Below are 18,969 nucleotides of genomic sequence, written 5' to 3'. Positions count from 1 at the left end.
TTCGAGTATTAGTGTCGCTGTCGTGAGCGCCTACGCAGCCCTGGTCCGAGAGTACGAGTCCGCCGCGGGGGTGCCGGAGTCGAGTATGCCCGCCGTCGATCCGGGCGCGAATCTGGCTGCGACGCTGCCCGTCTGGGCACTCGCCGGTGGTTCGGTGGCGAGCTTCGCCGCCGCGGCGGATCGGTGGCGGGTCGCCCTGGGACTACCCCCATCGCACAGCGTCCTCGACCCGGCGCGGGTGGCCGCGGCGTTCCAGAGCGACCGGCTCTTCCGGGACGGCGGCACGCCGGTGAACGCCTTCGCCGAATTCTCGGGCTTCTTCGAGTGTGCGAATGGCTGGTTGCGAACGCACGCCAATTATCCGCACCATCGAGCGAAGCTGTTAAGGGTGCTGGACCTGCCCGATACCGCGGACCGGGCCGCGGTCGCCGCGCGCATCGCCGCGCTGCCCGCCGATGTTATCGAGGAGCGCGCCGCGGAATTGGGGGCCATCGTGGCCGGGGTGCGCACCGAAGGCGAATGGGCCGCCACCGCGCAGGGGCGTGCGGCCGCCGCGGGCCCGCTGGTCGCCACGCACCGGCGGGATGATCTTGTCATGATCCAATCCCATTCTGCGGCAACGCAAATGCATCCACTGCTCGGTGTCCGGGTACTCGATCTGACGCGCGTCATCGCAGGTCCGGTCGCCACGCGCGCCCTGGCGCTGCTCGGTGCGGACGTGCTGCGGGTGGATCCGCCGTGGCTGCCCGAGATCGAGTGGCAGTTTCTGGACACCTGCCAGGGAAAGCGTTCCGCACTGGTCGATTTGCGCACCCACCGGTCCGAATTACAGGAATTGCTGAGCAATGCGGACGTATTGATTACAGGTTACCGACCGGGCGCTTTGAAACGAGCCGGGTTGGACGCGAGTAGAATTCGCCCCGGAATTCTGCACGGCCGAGTTTCGGCGTGGGGCGAAGCCGGTCCGTGGGGTGACCGCCGCGGTTTCGACAGTATTGTGCAAGCCGCGTCCGGAATATCACTTATCGAAGGCGCACAGCGCAATTCCGGCGCCGGACACCCACCCGGGGCCCTGCCCGCGCAGGCCCTGGATCACGCGAGCGGGTACCTGCTGGCCGCCGGGATCCTGGACGCGCTGACCGCCCGCCGGTGCGATGGACACGGCCGTGACGTGCGAGTTGCCCTGGCCCGGACGGGTTCCTGGCTGCTGTCGGCACCCGGCCGCACACCCGATCACCCACCCGCCGACCCGCCCTCGGCGGCCTACACCAGCACCCACCACGGCATAACCACCGCGACGCCGGCGCTGCGCGAGTATCCGGACCATCCGTGGCCTGCTTCGCAATATGGCACACACACCCCGACCTGGACAGTCCGACCGGCCGGTTTTCAGTAGCCGAAACAGTGTTCGGCACAGCTGCACGCACACCCGCAAACACATCGGCGAATCATGCGAATTCCCTTCGGACACCGGCTATTTCTCCCGTTAATAAATGAGATGCTGAAACCGACATCGTGATTGTCGGCTCCCTGCCGGCAAGCGAATGGAGGACGTCATCGTGGACACACCGGCCCCCCTGTTGACTGCTGCGGCGGACACATACCCCACCGGAAAGGTGGGGCGCCGCGAGTGGACGGGATTGGCGGTGCTCGCCCTCGCGTGTCTGGTGTATTCGATGGACCTCACGGTCCTGCACCTGGCCGTGCCCCAGATCAGCGCCGAGCTCAGACCGACGAGCTCCCAATTACTCTGGATAATCGACGTTTACGGCTTTCTGGTCGCGGGCCTGCTGCTGACCATGGGCACCATCGGCGATCGGATCGGCCGCAGACGACTACTCATGGCCGGGGCGGCGGCCTTCGCCGCGGTGTCGATCATCGCCGCGTTCGCCCCCTCGGCCCCGGTCCTGATCGCCTGCCGCGCCCTGCTCGGCGTCGCGGGCGCCACCCTCGCGCCGTCCACACTCTCGTTGATATTCACCATGTTTCGCGACCCCGCGCAGCGCTCGGTCGCCGTCGGGGTCTGGGTGGGAGCGTTCTCCGTCGGCGGTTCCATCGGCCCGCTCGCGGGCGGGATCATGCTCGAGCACTTCTGGTGGGGAGCGGTGTTCCTGCTCGCCGTGCCGGTCATGGTGCTGCTGCTGATCCTGGCCCCGCGGGTCCTGCCCGAGTACCGCGATCCGCACGCCGGGCGGCTGGACCTGCTCAGCGCCGCCCTGTGCACGAGCGCGATCCTGCTGGTGGTGTTCGGCATGAAGAAGCTCGCCCAGGACGGCCCGGTGCCGTCGGCGGTCGGCGCGATGGCCGCCGGACTGCTCGTGGGCGGGATCTTCGTGCGGCGGCAGCTGACCTCGGCCGAACCCATGCTCGATCTGCGCCTGTTCCGGCACAGCAGCTTTCGCACGGCACTGACGATCAACATGGTCGCGATCTTCGCGGCCTTCGGGTACTTCCTGTTCGTCGGCCAGTATTTCCAGCTGGTGCTGGGCATGTCGCCGTTGCAGGCCGGAATCGCTACCATCCCGGCGGGTTTGGGGTTCATGATCGGCTCGCAGCTGGGACCGCGACTGAGCCGGGTGGTCCGGCCCGCCCACATGATCGGCGGCGGCATGGCCATGGCGGCGACCGGTCTGCTGCTGCTGACCAGGATCGGCCTGGAGGGCGGGGTGACGATCACGGTGATCGCCTCGCTACTGGTCTCGTTCGGACTCGCACCGGTCTTCGGCATCACCACCGAGCTGACCGTGGGTACCGCGCCGCCCGAACAGTCCGGCGCCGCTTCGGGGCTGGCCGAGACCGGGGCCGAATTCGGCGGCGCGCTCGGCATTTCCATGCTCGGCAGTCTCAGCATCGCGATCTATCGCGGGCAGCTGAACGACACCCTGCCCTACGGCCTGCGCGATGACGACGCGCGCGCGGCGCGCGACACCCTCGGCGCCGCGATGGAGGTCGCGAACGCGCTGCCGGGCAAGCTGGGGTCGGCGGTGGCCGAGGCCGCGAAACAGGCGTTCCTGACCGGGATGCACCTGACCTCGGCGATCGCCGCGGGCGCGGCGCTGGTGCTGGCGGTCATGGCGATGATCCGGCTGCGCCACATCGAGGCGGGTGAGCTCGCGGGCGAGCCGCACGCACCGATCTCGCCCGCCGCACAGCACGCGATCCCACCCGCCGCACAGCACGCGGTGCCGGCCACCCCGCAGGACCTGGTCTCAACTCCCGCGCAGGGCGCCGATGGCGGTCACGAGGTCGTCACCGTCGAAAAGGTCCCCGCCGGGCGCGATGAGTGACTGCAGGGACATTCCCTGGAACAGCAGGAAATACAGCTTCGCCACGGCGGCCGCCTGACCCACCGACAGCTCCGGATGGGTCTCGCGCAGCAGCTCGGCCATCTCACCGAGCGCGCGGTTGGTCGCCTCGTTCATGAACGACTGCGATTCGGGATTGCGGGCAATGCGCAGCCCGTTCTCGAGGCTCAGTAGCAGCGACTGCTGATTGCCGCGCAGGATGCCGAGGAAGCCGTCCCACGTGCCGGCCACGGACTCCCCCGCGCTCGCGCCCTGACCCGCGCGCTTGATGACCGCGTCCATCTCGTCGCCGATGGCCGCGCCGACGCCCTCGGTCAGCGCCTCGGTGACGAGCTGGTCCTTGGATCCGAAGTGATAGCCGATGGCGGCCAGGCTGACACCGGCGGCCTTGGCGATGTCACGTGCGGTCACCTTGGCCAGGCCGTGGTCGAGGATGGCCTGCCGCGCACCCGATAGAAGGTCTTCCCGGTTTCCCATAGTCGCAGGTTACCAGCGTCTTAGACATTTGTTCTAGACAGTCGTGCCAGACTCTGTTAGACATATGTCTTAGACAAACGTTCTACAGCACAGGGAGTCACCATGAACGCCATCTCCACCCCCCGCGTCCTCGTCGCCGGCGGCGGCATCGCCGGCAATGCCGTTGCGCTGCAACTGCTTCGCACCGGCATCGCGGTCACCGTGGTCGAGCGCGCCACCGCTCCCCGCCCGGGCGGCCAGGCGGTCGACCTGCGCGGGCCCAGCCGGGAGGTTGCCGAGCGCATGGGCCTGACCGAGGGGATTCGCAAGCATCTGCTGCACGAGAAGGGCATGGTCGTGGTCGACCACGATGGCAACGAGAAGTACCGGATGCCGATGGACATGTTCGACGGCAAGGGCCCGGTCGCGGACATCGAGATCAGCCGCGGCGACCTGAACCAGGTGCTGCTCACCGAATTGGCCGGCGCCCCGGGCGAACTCGACTACCGCTACGGCGAATGGATCGAGGCGCTGGACCAGGACGCCGACGGGGTGGAGGTCACCTTCGCCTCCGGTGCGGTCGAACGCTACGAGCTGGTCGTCGGCGCGGACGGCGTGCACTCCAAGACCCGCGCGCTGGCCTTCGGCCCCGAGGAGCGTTTCACCACCTACCTGGGCGGCTACATGTCCTTCTACACGATCGCCACTCCCCCGCAGGCCGAACCGGATTGGATGATCACCCACGTGGTGCCGCGCGCCTCGGTCGGTGTGCGGCCCGACGCCGACCCGGCCACCTCCAAGGCCATCGTCACCCTGCGCACCGACGCCGATCCGGCGCTGCGGCGCGATGTTCCGGCCCAGCAGCGACTGTTGCGCGAGATGCTCGCCGAGGCGGGCTGGCTGGCCCCGGACATTCTGGCGCAGCTGCCGGACGCGACCGACTTCTACTTCGACGAGCTGGTTCGCGTGGACATGCCGACGCTGTCCGCGGGACGGGTGACGCTGCTGGGTGATTCGGGCTTCTGCGGTTCGCCCATGACCGGTATGGGCACGGCCATGGCCGTGGTGGGCGCCTACATCCTGGCCGGCGAGCTCGCCGCAACCCCGGGTGATGTCCCGGGCGCGCTCGCCCGCTACGAGGCCGCGATCACGCCGTTCCTGGACAAGGCCAAGGAGATTCCGGGCGGCGGCATCCAGATGATGGTGCCCAAGACCAAGCTGGGACTGGCCGCCGCACAGCAGGTCGGCAAACTGCTCACCACCAAGGTGATGAAGCCGGTGATGATGAAGATGCTCGAGACCACCGACGACTACACCCTGCCGAGCTACTGACCGGCGACGGCTAGGCTCGCCTGGTGCGGCAGAAGATCATCATGGACGTCGACACCGGTATCGACGACTCACTGGCCCTGCTCTATCTGCTGGCCTCCCCGGAGGCCGAGATCATCGGCATCGCCGCCACCGCGGGCAACGTACCGGCGAAACAGGTGGCGGCGAACAACCTGGCGTGGCTCGAGGTGTGCCGCGCCCCGGAGATCGAGGTGGCGCTCGGGGCGGCCGAACCGCTGGCGATCCCGTTGCGCACCACCGAGGACACCCACGGGCCGCAGGGCATCGGGTACGCCGAACTCCCGGTGTCGACGCGGTCGGTGTCCGAGCGCGACGCCGCGCGGCTGTGGGTCGAACTGGTCCGGGCCCATCCCGGCGAGATCGTGGGACTCTGCACCGGCCCGCTCACCAATCTCGCACTGGCCCTGCGGATCGAACCCGACCTGCCACGACTGCTGCGCCGGCTGGTGATCATGGGCGGGGCGTTCAACCACCCGGGCAACACCACCCCGACCAACGAGTGGAACGTGCACGTGGATCCCGAAGCGGCCAAGGAGGTCTTCGACGCCTTCTCCGCCGCGCCCGCGGATCGGCGGCCGCTGGTGTGCGCGCTGGACATCACCGAGACGATCGAGATGAAGCCCGAACACCTTGTGCTGCTTGCCGAACGGGCGCACAGCGTGCCGGTGGAACTGGTGTCCGAGGCGGACGGGCCGGACGTGCGTTCGGCGGCGAGCAATCCCATCGTGCGGTACTGCGTCGACGCGGTGCGCTTCTACTTCGACTTCCACCGCCTGTACGACCAGGGGTACCTGGCGCACATGCACGATCCCTTCGCCGCCGCGGTCGCGCTCGACCCGGACCTGGCTCGCACCCGGCCCGCCACGGTGGACGTCGAGCTGGCCGGGACGATCACCCGGGCGACCACCGTCGCGGACTGGGCGGGGATGTGGGGCCGGGAACCCAACGCGGACATCGTGATCGGCACCGATCCCGCGCTGTTCTTCGAACGGCTCATCGGGCACGTGGGCGACTTCGCCCGCGCGGTATACCCGGAAGGCGCGCGATGACCGGCGATCTCGAGTACGTGACCGGATTCCGCGAACGACTGGGGCTGGACGCGCTGATCGACATCCACACCCATTTCATGCCCGAACGGGTGCTGGACAAGGTGTGGGGCTACTTCGATTCGGCCGGACCGCTGGTCGGTCGGCAGTGGCCTATCACCTATCGCACCGATGAGCAGGAGCGGCTGCGCACGCTACGCGGGTTCGGGGTCCGGGCGTTCACCTCGCTGGTGTATCCGCACAAGCCCGACATGGCGGGCTGGCTCAACGCGTGGGCGGCCGATTTCGCGGCCCGTACCCCCGACTGCCTGCACACCGCGACCTTCTACCCCGAGCCCGGGGCGCCCGCGTACGTGGCCGAGGCGCTCGCGGCCGGGGCGCGAATCTTCAAGGTGCACATCCAGGTCGGCTCCTTCCATCCCGGTGATCCGTTGCTCACCGAGGTCTGGGGGCTCATCCAGGACGCCGGGGTGCCGGTGCTGATCCATTGCGGCTCCGGTCCGGCCGCCGGGCGATTCACCGGTCCGGAGCCGATCGCCGAACTGCTGCGGCGCTTTCCGCGACTGCGCCTGATCATCGCGCACATGGGCGCGCCCGAATACACCGAGTTCCTCGACATCGCCAAGGCGCACGACGGGGTGCTGCTCGACACCACCATGAACTTCACCGATTTCTTCGAGTCACAGGATCCGTTCCCGGTCGCCGAACGCGGCCGCCTGCGGTTCTTCGGTGATCGCATCCTGTTCGGCAGCGACTTCCCCAACATCCCGTACGCGTACGGGCACGCGCTGTACGCGCTCGAGCGCCTGGATCTGGGCGACGACTGGCTGCGGCAGGTCTGCCACGACAACGCCGCACGGATATTCGGTATCGAATAAGGGACTTTGGGCCATCCCCAGCTGCGCTCGCGCGCGCTAGGTTGAGCAGAGCACCTCCTAGGGATGGGACGGCCATGATCAATGTCTTCCTCGTCGACGACCACGAGATCGTGCGTCGCGGGCTGATCGATCTGCTCGAGGGTGATCCCGAGCTGAAGGTGGTCGGGGAGGCCGGGGACGTGGCGCAGGCCCTGGCCCGCATCCCGGCGCTGCGCCCGGATGTCGCGGTGCTCGACGTGCGCCTGCCCGACGGCAACGGCATCGAGCTGTGCCGGGAACTGCTCGACAAACTCGATGATCTGCGCTGTCTGATCCTGACCTCGTTCACCGACGAGCAGGCCATGATGGACGCGATCCTGGCCGGGGCCAGCGGGTACGTGGTCAAGGACATCAAGGGCATGGAACTGGCCCGGGCCATCAAGGAGGTCGGGGCGGGGCGGTCGCTGCTGGACAATCGCGCGGCCGCGGCCCTCATGGAACGCCTGCGGCGCAGCACCGAACCCGACGGGCCCCTGGCCGGATTGACCGACCAGGAGCGCCGTCTGCTGGATCTGCTCGGCGACGGTCTGACCAATCGTCAGATCGCCGAGCGCATGTTCCTGGCCGAGAAGACCGTCAAGAACTACGTCTCACGGCTGCTGGCCAAGCTCGGCATGGAACGCCGCACCCAGGCCGCCGTGCTCGCGTCGAAACTGCGCACCGCGCGGACCGAGTGAGCGCCGCGCCTACTTGCGCAGCGACATCGGCGGCAAGATGCCCCATTTGCTCATGTACATGAACATGATGCTCATCACTCGGGTCATGTCACACCCTGGCACAGCCGCCCACCCCCTCGAATATCACTCACCCGCAGCGCTTTTCGCGCCCGGGAGCGACATCATCGCACGCCCGGCGGAGTCCGTCACAATGAACCTGACCAACTGACCGGTCTACTCCGGAACTCCTCCGCCGGACACACTGTCGGCGCGGAAGGCCGCGAGCGCGGTGGGCAGGGTCGGGTACAGCCGCTCGGGTCCGATGCGGTCGGTCAGACCCGAGGCGTCCAGGGCCTCCCGCAAGTCGCGCTTCACCCGGGCCATGGCGAAAACCACGCCGCGGGACGCTAATTCGGCGCGCAGCTGATCGACCGCGTCCAGGGCGGTCAGGTCGACCTCCACATTGGCCTCGGCGTTGAGTACGAACCAGCGGACCGGAGCGGACGGTGTCGCCGAGTGCTCGACCGCCGCCAGGGCGCGCCGGCGGAAGTTCTCGGCGTTGGCGAAGCACAGCGGCGCGTCGTAGCGGTAGACGACAAGGCCCGGAACGGGTTCCGCGTCGGAGTAGTCGTCGAGGTCGTGCATCCCCGCCAGGCCCGGGACGAAGCCGAGGATCGCGTCGTGGCCGCGCGCGACGCGGCGCAGCAGGTCGAGGATCGACAGGGCGATCGCGATCAGCACGCCGTTGAGCACGCCGAGCACCAGGACCGCGGCGGTGGTGCTCACCGCGAGCAGCAGTTCGCTGCGCCGAAAACGAGCGATACGCCGGAATTCGGGGACATCTATCAGGCGCAGCGCGGCGTAGACGACCAGCGCGCCCAGGGCCGCGGTCGGGAAGGCCGCCAGGATGTCGCGCGCGCCGAACAGCACGACCACCACGGTGAGCAGGGTGACCAGCGAATAGAGCTGCGTCCGGGCGCCCGCAGCGTCGGCGATGGTGGTCCGGCTGCCGCTGCAACTGACCGGAAAGCCCTGCGACAGACCGGCCGCCAGATTGGTCGCGCCGAGCGCGCCCAGTTCGCGGTTGGCGTCGATCCGTTCCCCGTGCCGGGCCGCGAAAGCGCGTGCGGTCAGCGCGTTGTCGGAGAATCCGACCAGTGCGATGCCGAGCGCGGGCAGCAGCAATACCGCCAGATCGGCGAGCGGCACCGATGGAATACCCGGGATCGGCAGCCCCGCCGGAACCGACCCGATGACCTCGATTCCGTTGTCGCGTAACGAGAACACGGCCACCACCGCGGTCGCGAGCAGCACAACCAGCAGCGGCCCCGGCACTTTCGGCAGCCAGTGCGACAGCGCCAGCAGCGCGGCGAGCACGCAGGTCGCGAAGATCGTGGTGGGCCAGTGCAGGTCGCCGAGGTTGGACACGAACGAGACCACCTGGGCGGGAATGGTTTCCCCATCGACCGGCACCTCGGTGACCCGGCCGAGCTGACCCGCGATCATGATTCCGGCGGTGCCCGCGAGGTATCCCACCAGCACCGGCTTGGACAGCAGTTCGGCCAGCACGCCGAGCCGGGCGAACGCCCCGAGGACACAGATGACGCCGACCAGCAGAGCCAACACGGCGGCCAGCGCCGCGTAGCGGCCGGGATCCCCGGCGGCCAGCGGGGCCAGGGCCACCGCGGTCATCAGGGCGGTGGTGGACTCGGGTCCTACGGACAGACGGCGGGACGTGCCCAGCAGCACGTAGACGGTGAGCGGGCCGAGAACGGCCCAGAGCCCGGCGACCGCGGGTAGCCCGGCGAGGGTCGCGTAGGCCATGACCTGCGGTACGAGGTAGGCCGCGACGGTGACACCGGCAAGGATGTCCGAGCGCAGCCAAGCCGGCCGGTAGCCGCGGAACTGCGCGAGCCCGGGTAGCAGGCGAACCAGACCATCGCTCATGGGAAACCGACATTACCGCCGCCGGGGCGCCCTCGCCTCGCGGTCGAGCGTGCCCGGCGCTCATCGCGTCGGCGGATGCCCGCGATGACCATGACAAGGTGGTGCAGGGGGCGGAAAGCGCCGACCCGGCCGCCGGGCCGACTACCACTACGACCCCCACGCGCAGCGCTTCGCAGGTCTCCCGGCGCACGCGCCTTACGGATCGCATGGCCGGGGCACTCCGGGCGAAAAGCCGTGACCCCGCCGCAGTCCCGGAGTCGGACCGCCGCGCTCAGATTCCCGCGTGCGCGGCTTCCTGAGCTGCCTGTCCCTCGGCCACGTCGGCCGGGGTGAAGCGCATGAACAGGACCGCGACGCCCGCCAGCAGGGCGATGACGGCGCAGCTCACGAACGCGACGCCGTACCCGCTCGCGAGCGCCTCGGATTGCAGCGCGGTCAGCGGAGCGGCCGGGTCGGTGGTGCCGCCCTCGGCCTGGATCCGCGAGGTGACCAGTGCGCCGACCGCGACCAGTCCGAGCGCGCCGCCGAGGTTCGGCACCACCTGCGCCAGTGCGGTGAGCGGGCCGATCTCCGACTCGCCGACGCCGGCGATGACCGACAGGGTCAGGGGAATGGTGGCGAAGCCGAACCCGAAACCGATGACGAGCACCGGGACCGCGATGGCCGGGAAGTAGGCGGGCTGTTGTCCGACGATGCGGGCGGCGTACAGGCAGCCGAGGAGAATGATCATCCCGCCGGTGACGACCAGCCAGCGCGGCTGCACCCGCAGGGCCAGGCGCGCGGACACCGTCGCGGCGAGCGCCAGGCCGACGGCGAAGGGAATCACGGCCATTCCGGCCTGCAGCGGCGAATAGCTCAGCACCCCTTGCAGATACAGGGAGATGAACACCGCCAGGCACATCATGATCGCACCGGCGAAGGCCATGGCGGTCAGCGCGGCGACGCGGCTGGGATTGCGGAACAGCGCGAAGGGCAGCAGCGGGTTGGCCGCCCGCCGTTCCACGACGACGAAGGCGATCAGGGCCGCCACCGCCACCGCGGCGGGGGCGAGCACCGCCGGACGGGTCCAGCCGCCGGGGCCCGCGTTGATGGCGTACACGGCCAGGGTGACCCCGACCGTGCCCAGCACGGCACCACTGACGTCGAGAGCCGTACGCGCGCCTCGAGATTCGCTGAGCCAGCGGATCGCGCCGAGCGTCACCAGCACGCCGACCGGAACGTTGATCAGGAAGATGAGGCGCCAGGACAGCTCGGTGAGCACGCCGCCGGCGACGAGTCCGATGACCGAGCCGATGCCGGTCACCGCGGCGTAAAACGCGAATGCTTGACTGCGTGCCTTACCCGGCGCGTACGTGGTGGCGACCAGGGCCATCGCGGTGGGCGCGGCGATGGCCGCTGCCACGCCCTGCAGCGCCCGCCCGGCGATGAGTACCGCCGGATCCCAGGCGATTCCGCACAGCAGCGAGGCCAGGGTGAAGAACGCGACACCCGCGGTGAAGACCCGTTTGCGCCCGAAGGTGTCGCCGAGCCGTCCGCCCAGCAGCATCAGACCGCCGAAGGCCAGGACGTAGGCGGTGATGATCCAATTCCCGTCCGCCTCGGACAGTTTCAGCGCCGACCGCACCTGCGGCAGGGCCAGCGCGACCACCGTGCCGTCCAGGACCACGAGCAGTTGCAGCCCACCGAGCACGAAAATGGGCGGGCCCCAGACCCGTTCGCGCCCGGTGCCGGTCGATACCGACGGGGCGTCCGACGGGGCCTTGCCTTCGGAAACGATCACAGTCGCCGACCCTAACGGGTGTGGCGACCGCGAACATCGTTCCCGGGTAGTACTGCGAGCGCAGTACTCCTTGCGTGCGCTGCCCCGACCCGGCGGCCGCGCCTCGATCCGGTCCCGGCCGGTACCGCGACGCGGTAGGCATCAGCAGTGCGGGCCACTGCCCCGGCCCGGCGACACCGCGACGCGATCAGCTCCGGGCGGTACCACGATGCGTCAGCCCTGCAGGCCCATGCCCTGCGCCAGCAGCGGCCACGACTCGTGCAGTGCCTGTTCCCAATACGGCCAGTAGTGCGTGCCGACCGGGTTGAACTGGTAGGTCGCCGGGATGCCGAGGGAGTCGAGCTTGTTCTTCAGATTGACCGTGCAGCCGTTGACCGCGGCCTCGATGATCACCCCGAGGGCGAGGCTGCCCGCGCCGTCCGAGCCCTCCGCGCTGTTGAGGTACCACTGCACGTCCTCGATCAGCGGGATGCCGCTGCCGGAGGAGATGTACAGCAGGGTGCCGCGCAGCTTCTCGGCGTGAATGACGGGATCGTTCTCCGCCCAGCGCGGGTCGTTGTCCGGCCCGTACATGTTGACGGTGTCGCCGCCGCCGCGACCGACCGAGAGCTTGACGTACTGCTGCCCGACGGGATCCGCGATCTGCGCGCAGCCGCTGTACGCCGCGACGGACTTCCACAGGCCGGGCTTGGCCTCGGCGAGCTGCAGGACCGAAGTGCCCGAGGTGGACAGGCCGGTGAGCGCGTTGAGACCGGTCGAGCCGAGCGCCTTGTCCAGCAGCGGGGGCAGTTCCTCGGTGAAGAAGGTCTTCCATTTGTTGGTGCCGAGCCGGGGGTCGGGCCGCTGCCAGTCGGTGTAGTAGCTGGCGAAGCCGCCGATGGGCTGGATGACGTTGACCGGCTTGTCGGCCAGCCAGTCGATGGCGTCGGTCTGGGCCTTCCAATTCGCGGTGCCCTCACCGCCGTCCAGGCCGTTGAGCATGTACAGGTTCGGCGCGGGCACCGACTCGTCGGCGGGCCGCTGCACGTCGACGGTGATGTCATTGTCCATCGCCGCCGAGTAGACCTTCAAATGCCAGGTGCGCCCGTCCTTGACCAGCGAGGTGATCTCCGAGGCCTTCTCCGGCGCGGCCGATCCGGTGCCGCTGAGCAGCGCCCCGGACAGCGCGACGCTGAGAGCGGCCACGGTGCTTCGCCGAGCGATGGTGCCTAGCGCGGTCAGTTTCATCGAACAGTTCGTCCCGTCCACGGGCCTGGTCGGCTCGTCGTCGCAAGTGGTGTCCCCGACGGACCGCGATCTTCGCCGCCCCCAACGCCCACTACGTCTGTTTCCGACACGGAATCGTTACCAAGAGGAACAAGTTCTCGCGCCCGATGCTGCCGGAGCAGGATTCGAACCTGCACCTTCCTGATTCAAAGTCAGGGGTCCTGCCGATTAGACGATCCGGCATCGGGGCCGGACCAGTCTCGCCCGCCGAGGGCGGGATCGGCCAGGGATTTTCCCGGTCAGCGCGCGATCAGGTACAGGACGATCGCGACCGCCAGCGCCGCCAGGGCCGCGATGTCGAGGTTCAGGACCCGGCGGGTTTTCGAGTTCAGGGTGCCGGTCGTGGTGGCGATCACGATGAAGCTCACCAGGCTGATCACCGCGGCGGTCAGGGCGGGGGCGCGGACGGACTCGGCGAACGCGGCGACGATCAGGCCCGCGCCGACCAGAGCGAGCAGGATCGCGCGGTGGCGGAGCAGGACCGCGAGATCGGGGCCGTCGACGGTGACGCCGTAGGCGGTCCGGGCCCGGTTCGCCGACAGCGCCACCGTGCCGGGGACCAGGTGCAGCAGGCCGACCAGGATCAGGAGCACCGCGGCGATCGATTCCAGCAGCATGGGACTTGCCTTTCCGCAGTTCGAGTAGTCGTGTAAGCATGGCGAGGGTGGACACCGACGTGCTTCCAGAATCCTGCTGTCCCGCGACGGGATCGACGCTGTGGCTCGGCACCGGGTACGCCGCGTATCTGGGCGCGTCGCTGCGACTGGACGCCCACTTCGGATCGGTGCAGTGCCTGGCGGTCGGGGTCGACGCGCCGTTCACGCTGTGGGCGAACGAGTTCGGGGAGCGGACCGTGCGCAGCGCGCTGATCCCGCCCCGGCGGACCCATAAGGTCGTCGCGCGGGGCGAGCGAATGCTGTTCTGCTACTTCGACCCGAGCTCACCGCGTGCCCGAAGTTGCACCGAACGAATGACCGCGCACGATGCGGGCATCGGCTACACCCACGCGGCCGAGTCGGCGTTGATCGACCTGGGCGGCACGACCGACCCGGATCCCCTTCGGCTCCTGGACCTCGCGTCCGGAGCGGCGCACGAGCCGATCGACCCGCGCATCGCCGATGCCATCGCCGCCGTGCGCGCGAATCCGGCCGTCACCGTCACCGCCGGTGAGCTGGCCGCGGCCGCCCACCTGTCGACTTCCCGCTTCCTGCACCTGTTCTCGGCCCAGGCCGGCACCAGCTTCCGCAGGTACCGCCTGTGGGCGCGGATGGTGAACGTCGGCACGCTGGTCTCGAAGGGCAGTGACTTCACTACGGCGGCAATCGAATCCGGTTTCGCCAGCCCGTCGCACTTCAGCGACGCGTTCCACACCATGTGCGGGCTCACGGCGAGCGCACTGCTCGGCAGCGGGACCCGGATCGTTGTTCTCGACAGCTGAGCTCCGGGCCTACCGAAGGACCGCCGTCGCCCGTGACAACGCCGGATAGCCTGGCACCGGAGCGTTTCACCCAGCGGAAGGACGAGCGAGACGAACAGACCGGACGTACCACCGGCACACCGATCGGACCCGGCGGCGACACTCGCCTCCGCACCGGATCCGTCGCTCGAGGGCTTCGGCACCACAGGTTCTGCTGCGACGACCGGCGTTCCGGCTACGCCGCACTCCGCTGCCATGGAGCCGGCCACGATCACGGACCCCGACCACGCGGCACCGCCGCCCGAGGTGGATCCACTCCTCGATCTCCTGAGCGAACGAGCCCGCGCGTCAGCGGTTTTCGGCGAACCGGTGACCGCCGAGGGGATCACCGTCGTCCCCGTCGCCCACGTTCAGCTCGGCCTCGGCGGAGCCGCCGGCACCGTGGGCGGCGGCGTTCAGGCCCGGCCGCTGGGCTACATCGAGATCCGCGACGGACAGGCCCGCTTCCGCCGCATTCACCGGTGGGAGCACCTGGCGGCCCCGGTCGCCGCACTTGCGGTCGGCGCGGCCGTCCCACGCCTGTTCGAGTTCGTCAGAGGGCTGCGCTCGCGCCGCTGACGATGACCGACTACCTCAGCTTCCCGCTCCGAGGGCCGTACCGCGCTCCAGCTGACTCGGTTCCGCGACTCACGTCGACACTCATCGGCCGCGGCAAAGGTGCCGGGGGGTGCAACCGACATCACCGTCGCGCCGATACACGTCGCCGCATACAAGCTCGGCTGCATCCCGCGATCGGCGGCCGACGCGAACATAGGCCCCGCTACAGCCCACACAGACGCAACGGCCCCCGCAGCCATCACCGTCGTAGGCATGACGTGGCCCGTACCGGTTCCGCTGGGAATGGCTGCGCGGCTGCGAGTCACCTGCCCGACCGGCGGTCCTGCGCTACCGGGCAGAGTCGTTCGGTAGGAGAGCGGTTGCGGGCCAGGTGTATTCGAACTCCGGGGTCGAGAAGCCCTGGGGCCACGCGGTGACGCGATGGGCGGTGCGGACGCCGCCGTGGCGTTCATAGAAGGCGATGGCGGGCGTATTCGCCTCCAGCACTTCGAGGTACATCGCGCGGCCGGGATAGTTCTCGGCGGTCCAGCGCATCGCGTGACGCAGCAGACGGGTGCCGGTCCCCCGGCGTTTGCCGGTGGCCCGGACGTGCAGATTGTCGAGCAGGACCCGGTCCGCGGGCTCGGGAGTCAGGTAGACGAAGCCCTCGAGCCCGGACTCGTCCTCGATCAGGAACAGGCTCGCGCCGAATGCCGGAGCGCTCAGGCGCGACCGCCAGATGCCCAGGCGCTCCTCGTACAGATCCCCGTCCAGGTACGCGGCGGGGAGCATGCCCGCGTACGCGGTGCGCCAGCTGTGGGTGTGCAGCGTGGCGACCGCTTCCGCGTCGTCGAGAACACCGGGGCGGATGATCGTCAGCCCCCGTCGAAGGTGCGCAACAGTTCCTCGGCGGCCAGGGCCGGGGTGAGTGAACCGGCGCGGACCTGGGATTCGATCTGCGCGCGAATGGATTTGACCGCCGGATTGTCCGAGAGGCGGCGGAGCAGGCTGTCGTGGACCATGTTCCAGGTCCAGTCGATCTGCTGGCGGCGGCGCTTCTCGTCGAACTCGCCGGCGTCGGTCAGCACCCGGCGATGTTCCAGGACGGTGTCCCAGAACTTGTCCAGGCCGACGCCTTCGAGCCCGCTCATGGTGAGCACCGGTGGGTGCCACAGGGATTGGCGGGGATGGATCAGGCGCATGGCCCCGGCCAGTTCCCGGGCCGCGGCCTTGGCCTCGAGCTCGTGCTTGCCGTCGGCCTTGTTGACCGCGACCAGATCGGCCAGCTCGAGGACGCCCTTCTTGATGCCCTGGAGCTGATCGCCGGTGCGGGCGAGGGTCAGGAAGCAGAACACGTCGACCATGTTGGCGACCGTGACCTCGGATTGGCCGACGCCGACGGTCTCCACCAGGATCACGTCGTAGCCCGCGGCCTCGAGCAGCACGATCGTCTCGCGCGTCGCCTTGGCCACGCCGCCGAGCGTGCCCGCTGTCGGCGACGGCCGGATGAACGCGTCCCGTTCCAGGGACAGCCGCGCCATCCGGGTCTTGTCACCGAGGATCGAGCCGCCGGTGCGGGTGGAGGACGGGTCCACCGCCAGCACCGCGACCTTGTGTCCCTGCCCGAGCAGCTTCATGCCCAGCGCGTCGATGAAGGTCGACTTACCGACGCCCGGAACACCGGTGATGCCGACCCGATTCGAGATCGTGGCGTCGGAATCGGGGGTCACCCGCAGCAGCAACTGCTGTGCCAGCTCGCGGTGATCGCCGCGGCTCGATTCGACCAGGGTGATGGCCCGGGCGAGCCCGGCCCGCTCCCCCGCCCGCACCGAAGCCGCCAGCTGGTCGACGTCGATGACCCGTTTGGTTCCCCGGGCCGCGGGTGCGGGACCGTTGGCGGTCAGGGACACACCCGAGGTGGTGCCGAGCCGAGGGGGCAGTGCGCCACCCTCGGTTCCGCGTGCGGCGTCGCTCATTCGCTCGCGCCGCTGCCGATCTCGTGGCCCAGGGCGTCGGCCAGCTTCTTGATCAGATCGATGGCGGCGTCGGCGATGACGGTGCCCGGCGCGAAGATCGAGGCCGCGCCCGCCTGGTACAGCTCGTCGAAGTCGCCGGGCGGGATGACGCCGCCGACCACGACCATGATGTCGGGCCGCCCGACATCGGCCAGCGCCTGCTTGAGAGCGGGCACCAGCGTGAGGTGACCGGCCGCGAGCGAGGAGACACCGACGATGTGCACGTCGTTGTCCGCCGCCTGCTGGGCCACCTCTTCGGGGGTCTGGAACAGCGGGCCCACGTCGACGTCCATGCCGAGGTCGGCGAAGGCGGTCGCGATGACCTTCTGGCCGCGGTCGTGCCCGTCCTGGCCCATCTTGCAGACCAGGATGCGGGGACGGCGGCCTTCGGCCTCGGCGAATTCCTCGACGAGGGAGATCGCGTTGCTGATGTTGGTCACCTTGCCCGCTTCCTCACGGTAAACGCCGGAGAGCGTACGGATTTCGGCCTGATGGCGACCGTACACCTTCTCCAGCGCGTCGGAGATCTCACCGACGGTGGCCTTGGCGCGGGCGGCGTTGATGGCCAGGGCCATCAGGTTGTTCTCCATGCCGCCCTCGGACGAGGCCGCCGCGCGGGTCAGTTCGGCGAGCGCCCGTTCGCATTCGGCGGAATCGCGCTCGGCGCGCAGGCGCACCAGCTTCTCGTTCTGCTCCACGCGCACGCGCGAGTTCTCGACCTTGAGGACCTCGATGGCCTGGTCTTCCTCGGCCTGGTACTTGTTGACGCCGATCACGGCCTGCTGGCCGGTGTCGATGCGCGCCTGGGTGCGGGCGGCGGCCTCTTCGATGCGCAGCTTCGGAATGCCCTCCGAAATCGCCTGTGCCATACCGCCGTGCGCCTCCACCTCGGCGATGTGGGCGCGGGCCCGCTCGGCGAGCTGGTGGGTCAGCCACTCCACGTAGTAGGAGCCGCCCCACGGGTCGATCGGACGCGTGGTGTTGGACTCCTGCTGGATGAGCAGCTGGGTGTTGCGGGCGATGCGGGCGGAGAAGTCGGTCGGTAGCGCCAGCGCCTCGTCGAGGGCGTTGGTGTGCAGCGACTGGGTGTGACCCTGGGTGGCGGCCATGGCCTCCACGCAGGTGCGCGGGACGTTGTTGAACACGTCCTGCGCGGTCAGCGACCAGCCCGAGGTCTGCGAATGCGTGCGCAGAGACAGCGATTTCGCGCTCTTGGGCTCGAACTTGGCGACCAGTTCGCTCCAGAGCAGGCGGCCCGCACGGAGTTTGGCGACCTCCATGAAGAAGTTCATGCCGATGGCCCAGAAGAACGACAGGCGCGGCGCGAACTTGTCGACCTCCATGCCCGCGGCCACACCGGCGCGGATGTACTCCACGCCGTCGGCGAGGGTGTACGCCAGCTCCAGGTCGGCGGTGGCTCCCGCTTCCTGAATGTGGTAGCCGGAGATGGAGATCGAGTTGAACTTCGGCATCTTCGCGGAGGTGAAGGCGAAGATGTCGGAGATGATCCGCATCGAGGGCTTGGGCGGGTAGATGTAGGTGTTGCGGACCATGAACTCTTTCAGAATGTCGTTCTGAATGGTTCCGGCCAGCTGCTCGGGCTTGACGCCCTGCTCCTCGGCGGCCACGACGTAGAGCGCCAGGATCGGCAGCACCGCGCCGTTCATGGTCATCGACACCGAGACCTGGTCCAGCGGAATCTGATCGAACAGCTCGCGCATATCCAGGATGGAGTCGATGGCGACACCGGCCATGCCGACGTCACCGGTGACGCGCGGGTGATCGGAGTCGTAGCCGCGGTGCGTGGCCAGGTCGAAGGCGACCGACAGGCCCTTCTGACCGGACTGCAGGTTGCGGCGGTAGAAGGCGTTCGAGTCCGCGGCGGTGGAGAACCCGGCGTACTGGCGAATCGTCCACGGCTGGTTCACGTACATGGTCGGGTACGGGCCGCGCAGGAACGGGTCCAGACCGGGGACGCTGTCCAGGGGGTAGCCCTCGGCGACGATGGCGTCACGGTCGGCCTTGGTGAAGACCGGCGGGACATCGATGCCCTCGGGCGTGGCCCAGGTGAGCTGTTCGGGCGCATAGTGATTCGCGGCGGCGGCCTCGGCGACGAACGCCTCGACCTGCTCGGCCGCGACCGGGGCGGTCTCGGCGCCGGCGTCGGCCAGCGGAACCTCGGCGAAGTTGCCGATCAGATGCTTGATATCGCTCATC

The 18,969-nt window shown here is 69.0% G+C and carries 15 protein-coding genes, 1 tRNA gene and 1 pseudogene; 8 read left to right on the top strand and 9 right to left on the bottom strand.

The features are described from left to right. Nucleotides 1-22: 22 nt before the first annotated feature. Complete coding sequence (locus tag ACWIGI_RS21685; protein WP_454204240.1) at nucleotides 23-1,396, top strand: CoA transferase; 1,374 nt, start codon at nucleotides 23-25, stop codon at nucleotides 1,394-1,396. 163 nt (nucleotides 1,397-1,559) lie between these two features. Next, a pseudogene (locus ACWIGI_RS21680) lies at nucleotides 1,560-3,083 on the top strand (MFS transporter); the annotation flags it as partial. A gap of 126 nt (nucleotides 3,084-3,209) precedes the next feature. Here ACWIGI_RS21680 and ACWIGI_RS21675 read toward each other — a convergent pair. Then, entirely contained in the window at nucleotides 3,210-3,782 is a 573-nt protein-coding gene (locus ACWIGI_RS21675) for a TetR/AcrR family transcriptional regulator (protein ID WP_454204239.1), read from the bottom strand. A gap of 102 nt (nucleotides 3,783-3,884) precedes the next feature. Here ACWIGI_RS21675 and ACWIGI_RS21670 point away from each other — a divergent pair, with 102 nt between their 5' ends. The 4 genes from ACWIGI_RS21670 to ACWIGI_RS21655 all read left to right on the top strand — a co-directional run bounded on the left by ACWIGI_RS21670 (nucleotide 3,885) and on the right by ACWIGI_RS21655 (nucleotide 7,751). Next, the gene (locus ACWIGI_RS21670; protein WP_454204238.1) at nucleotides 3,885-5,093 is read left to right on the top strand and encodes an FAD-dependent monooxygenase; all 1,209 of its coding nucleotides are present in this window, start codon (nucleotides 3,885-3,887) and stop codon (nucleotides 5,091-5,093) included. A 41-nt stretch (nucleotides 5,094-5,134) separates the two neighbouring features. Beyond that, nucleotides 5,135-6,160 (top strand): nucleoside hydrolase, encoded by a 1,026-nt coding sequence (locus tag ACWIGI_RS21665; RefSeq protein WP_454204404.1) that lies wholly within the window; start codon nucleotides 5,135-5,137, stop codon nucleotides 6,158-6,160. Continuing rightward, nucleotides 6,157-7,035 carry an amidohydrolase family protein gene (locus ACWIGI_RS21660; protein ID WP_454204237.1) on the top strand — a complete coding sequence of 293 codons (879 nt, stop codon included), beginning with the start codon at nucleotides 6,157-6,159 and terminating at the stop codon, nucleotides 7,033-7,035. Before ACWIGI_RS21665 ends, ACWIGI_RS21660 begins: the two co-directional genes overlap by 4 nt. Nucleotides 7,036-7,109: 74 nt before the next feature. Then, a complete protein-coding gene (locus ACWIGI_RS21655) occupies nucleotides 7,110-7,751 on the top strand; it encodes a response regulator transcription factor (RefSeq protein ID WP_354985556.1) in 642 nt (213 codons plus the stop codon). A 213-nt stretch (nucleotides 7,752-7,964) separates the two neighbouring features. Here the strand turns inward: ACWIGI_RS21655 and ACWIGI_RS21650 are convergent, their stop codons facing one another. From ACWIGI_RS21650 to ACWIGI_RS21630, 5 genes are all read right to left on the bottom strand, one after another. Then, the gene (locus tag ACWIGI_RS21650) at nucleotides 7,965-9,677 is read right to left on the bottom strand and encodes a SulP family inorganic anion transporter (RefSeq protein ID WP_454204236.1); all 1,713 of its coding nucleotides are present in this window, start codon (nucleotides 9,675-9,677) and stop codon (nucleotides 7,965-7,967) included. 271 nt (nucleotides 9,678-9,948) lie between these two features. Next, nucleotides 9,949-11,457 carry an MFS transporter gene (locus ACWIGI_RS21645; protein WP_454204235.1) on the bottom strand — a complete coding sequence of 503 codons (1,509 nt, stop codon included), beginning with the start codon at nucleotides 11,455-11,457 and terminating at the stop codon, nucleotides 9,949-9,951. A 213-nt stretch (nucleotides 11,458-11,670) separates the two neighbouring features. Further along, nucleotides 11,671-12,684 (bottom strand): alpha/beta hydrolase, encoded by a 1,014-nt coding sequence (locus ACWIGI_RS21640; RefSeq protein ID WP_454204234.1) that lies wholly within the window; start codon nucleotides 12,682-12,684, stop codon nucleotides 11,671-11,673. Between the two features lie 149 nt (nucleotides 12,685-12,833). Further along, a tRNA-Gln gene (locus ACWIGI_RS21635) sits at nucleotides 12,834-12,906 on the bottom strand. Nucleotides 12,907-12,962: 56 nt separating this feature from the next. Then, nucleotides 12,963-13,340, bottom strand: coding sequence for a hypothetical protein (locus ACWIGI_RS21630; protein ID WP_454204233.1), 378 nt, complete (start codon nucleotides 13,338-13,340; stop codon nucleotides 12,963-12,965). 47 nt (nucleotides 13,341-13,387) lie between these two features. On the opposite strand from ACWIGI_RS21630, the gene ACWIGI_RS21625 reads away from it, so the two are divergent. Together ACWIGI_RS21625 and ACWIGI_RS21620 are read left to right on the top strand one after the other, a co-directional pair. Beyond that, on the top strand, nucleotides 13,388-14,161 hold the full coding sequence (locus ACWIGI_RS21625) for a helix-turn-helix domain-containing protein (protein WP_454204232.1): 774 nt from the start codon (nucleotides 13,388-13,390) through the stop codon (nucleotides 14,159-14,161). Nucleotides 14,162-14,395: 234 nt separating this feature from the next. Continuing rightward, complete coding sequence (locus ACWIGI_RS21620; RefSeq protein WP_454204231.1) at nucleotides 14,396-14,758, top strand: hypothetical protein; 363 nt, start codon at nucleotides 14,396-14,398, stop codon at nucleotides 14,756-14,758. Between the two features lie 327 nt (nucleotides 14,759-15,085). Here the strand turns inward: ACWIGI_RS21620 and ACWIGI_RS21615 are convergent, their stop codons facing one another. The 3 genes from ACWIGI_RS21615 to scpA all read right to left on the bottom strand — a co-directional run bounded on the left by ACWIGI_RS21615 (nucleotide 15,086) and on the right by scpA (nucleotide 18,968). Beyond that, on the bottom strand, nucleotides 15,086-15,529 hold the full coding sequence (locus ACWIGI_RS21615) for a GNAT family N-acetyltransferase (protein WP_454204230.1): 444 nt from the start codon (nucleotides 15,527-15,529) through the stop codon (nucleotides 15,086-15,088). 83 nt (nucleotides 15,530-15,612) lie between these two features. Beyond that, nucleotides 15,613-16,713 carry a methylmalonyl Co-A mutase-associated GTPase MeaB gene (gene meaB / locus ACWIGI_RS21610; RefSeq protein WP_454204229.1) on the bottom strand — a complete coding sequence of 367 codons (1,101 nt, stop codon included), beginning with the start codon at nucleotides 16,711-16,713 and terminating at the stop codon, nucleotides 15,613-15,615. Next, a complete protein-coding gene (gene scpA / locus ACWIGI_RS21605; protein ID WP_454204228.1) occupies nucleotides 16,710-18,968 on the bottom strand; it encodes a methylmalonyl-CoA mutase in 2,259 nt (752 codons plus the stop codon). Before scpA ends, meaB begins: the two co-directional genes overlap by 4 nt. Nucleotide 18,969 lies beyond the last annotated feature (1 nt).

It is taken from the genome of Nocardia sp. NPDC055321, from assembly GCF_053645575.1.
This window is presented reverse-complemented; position numbering and strand designations above follow the sequence as displayed.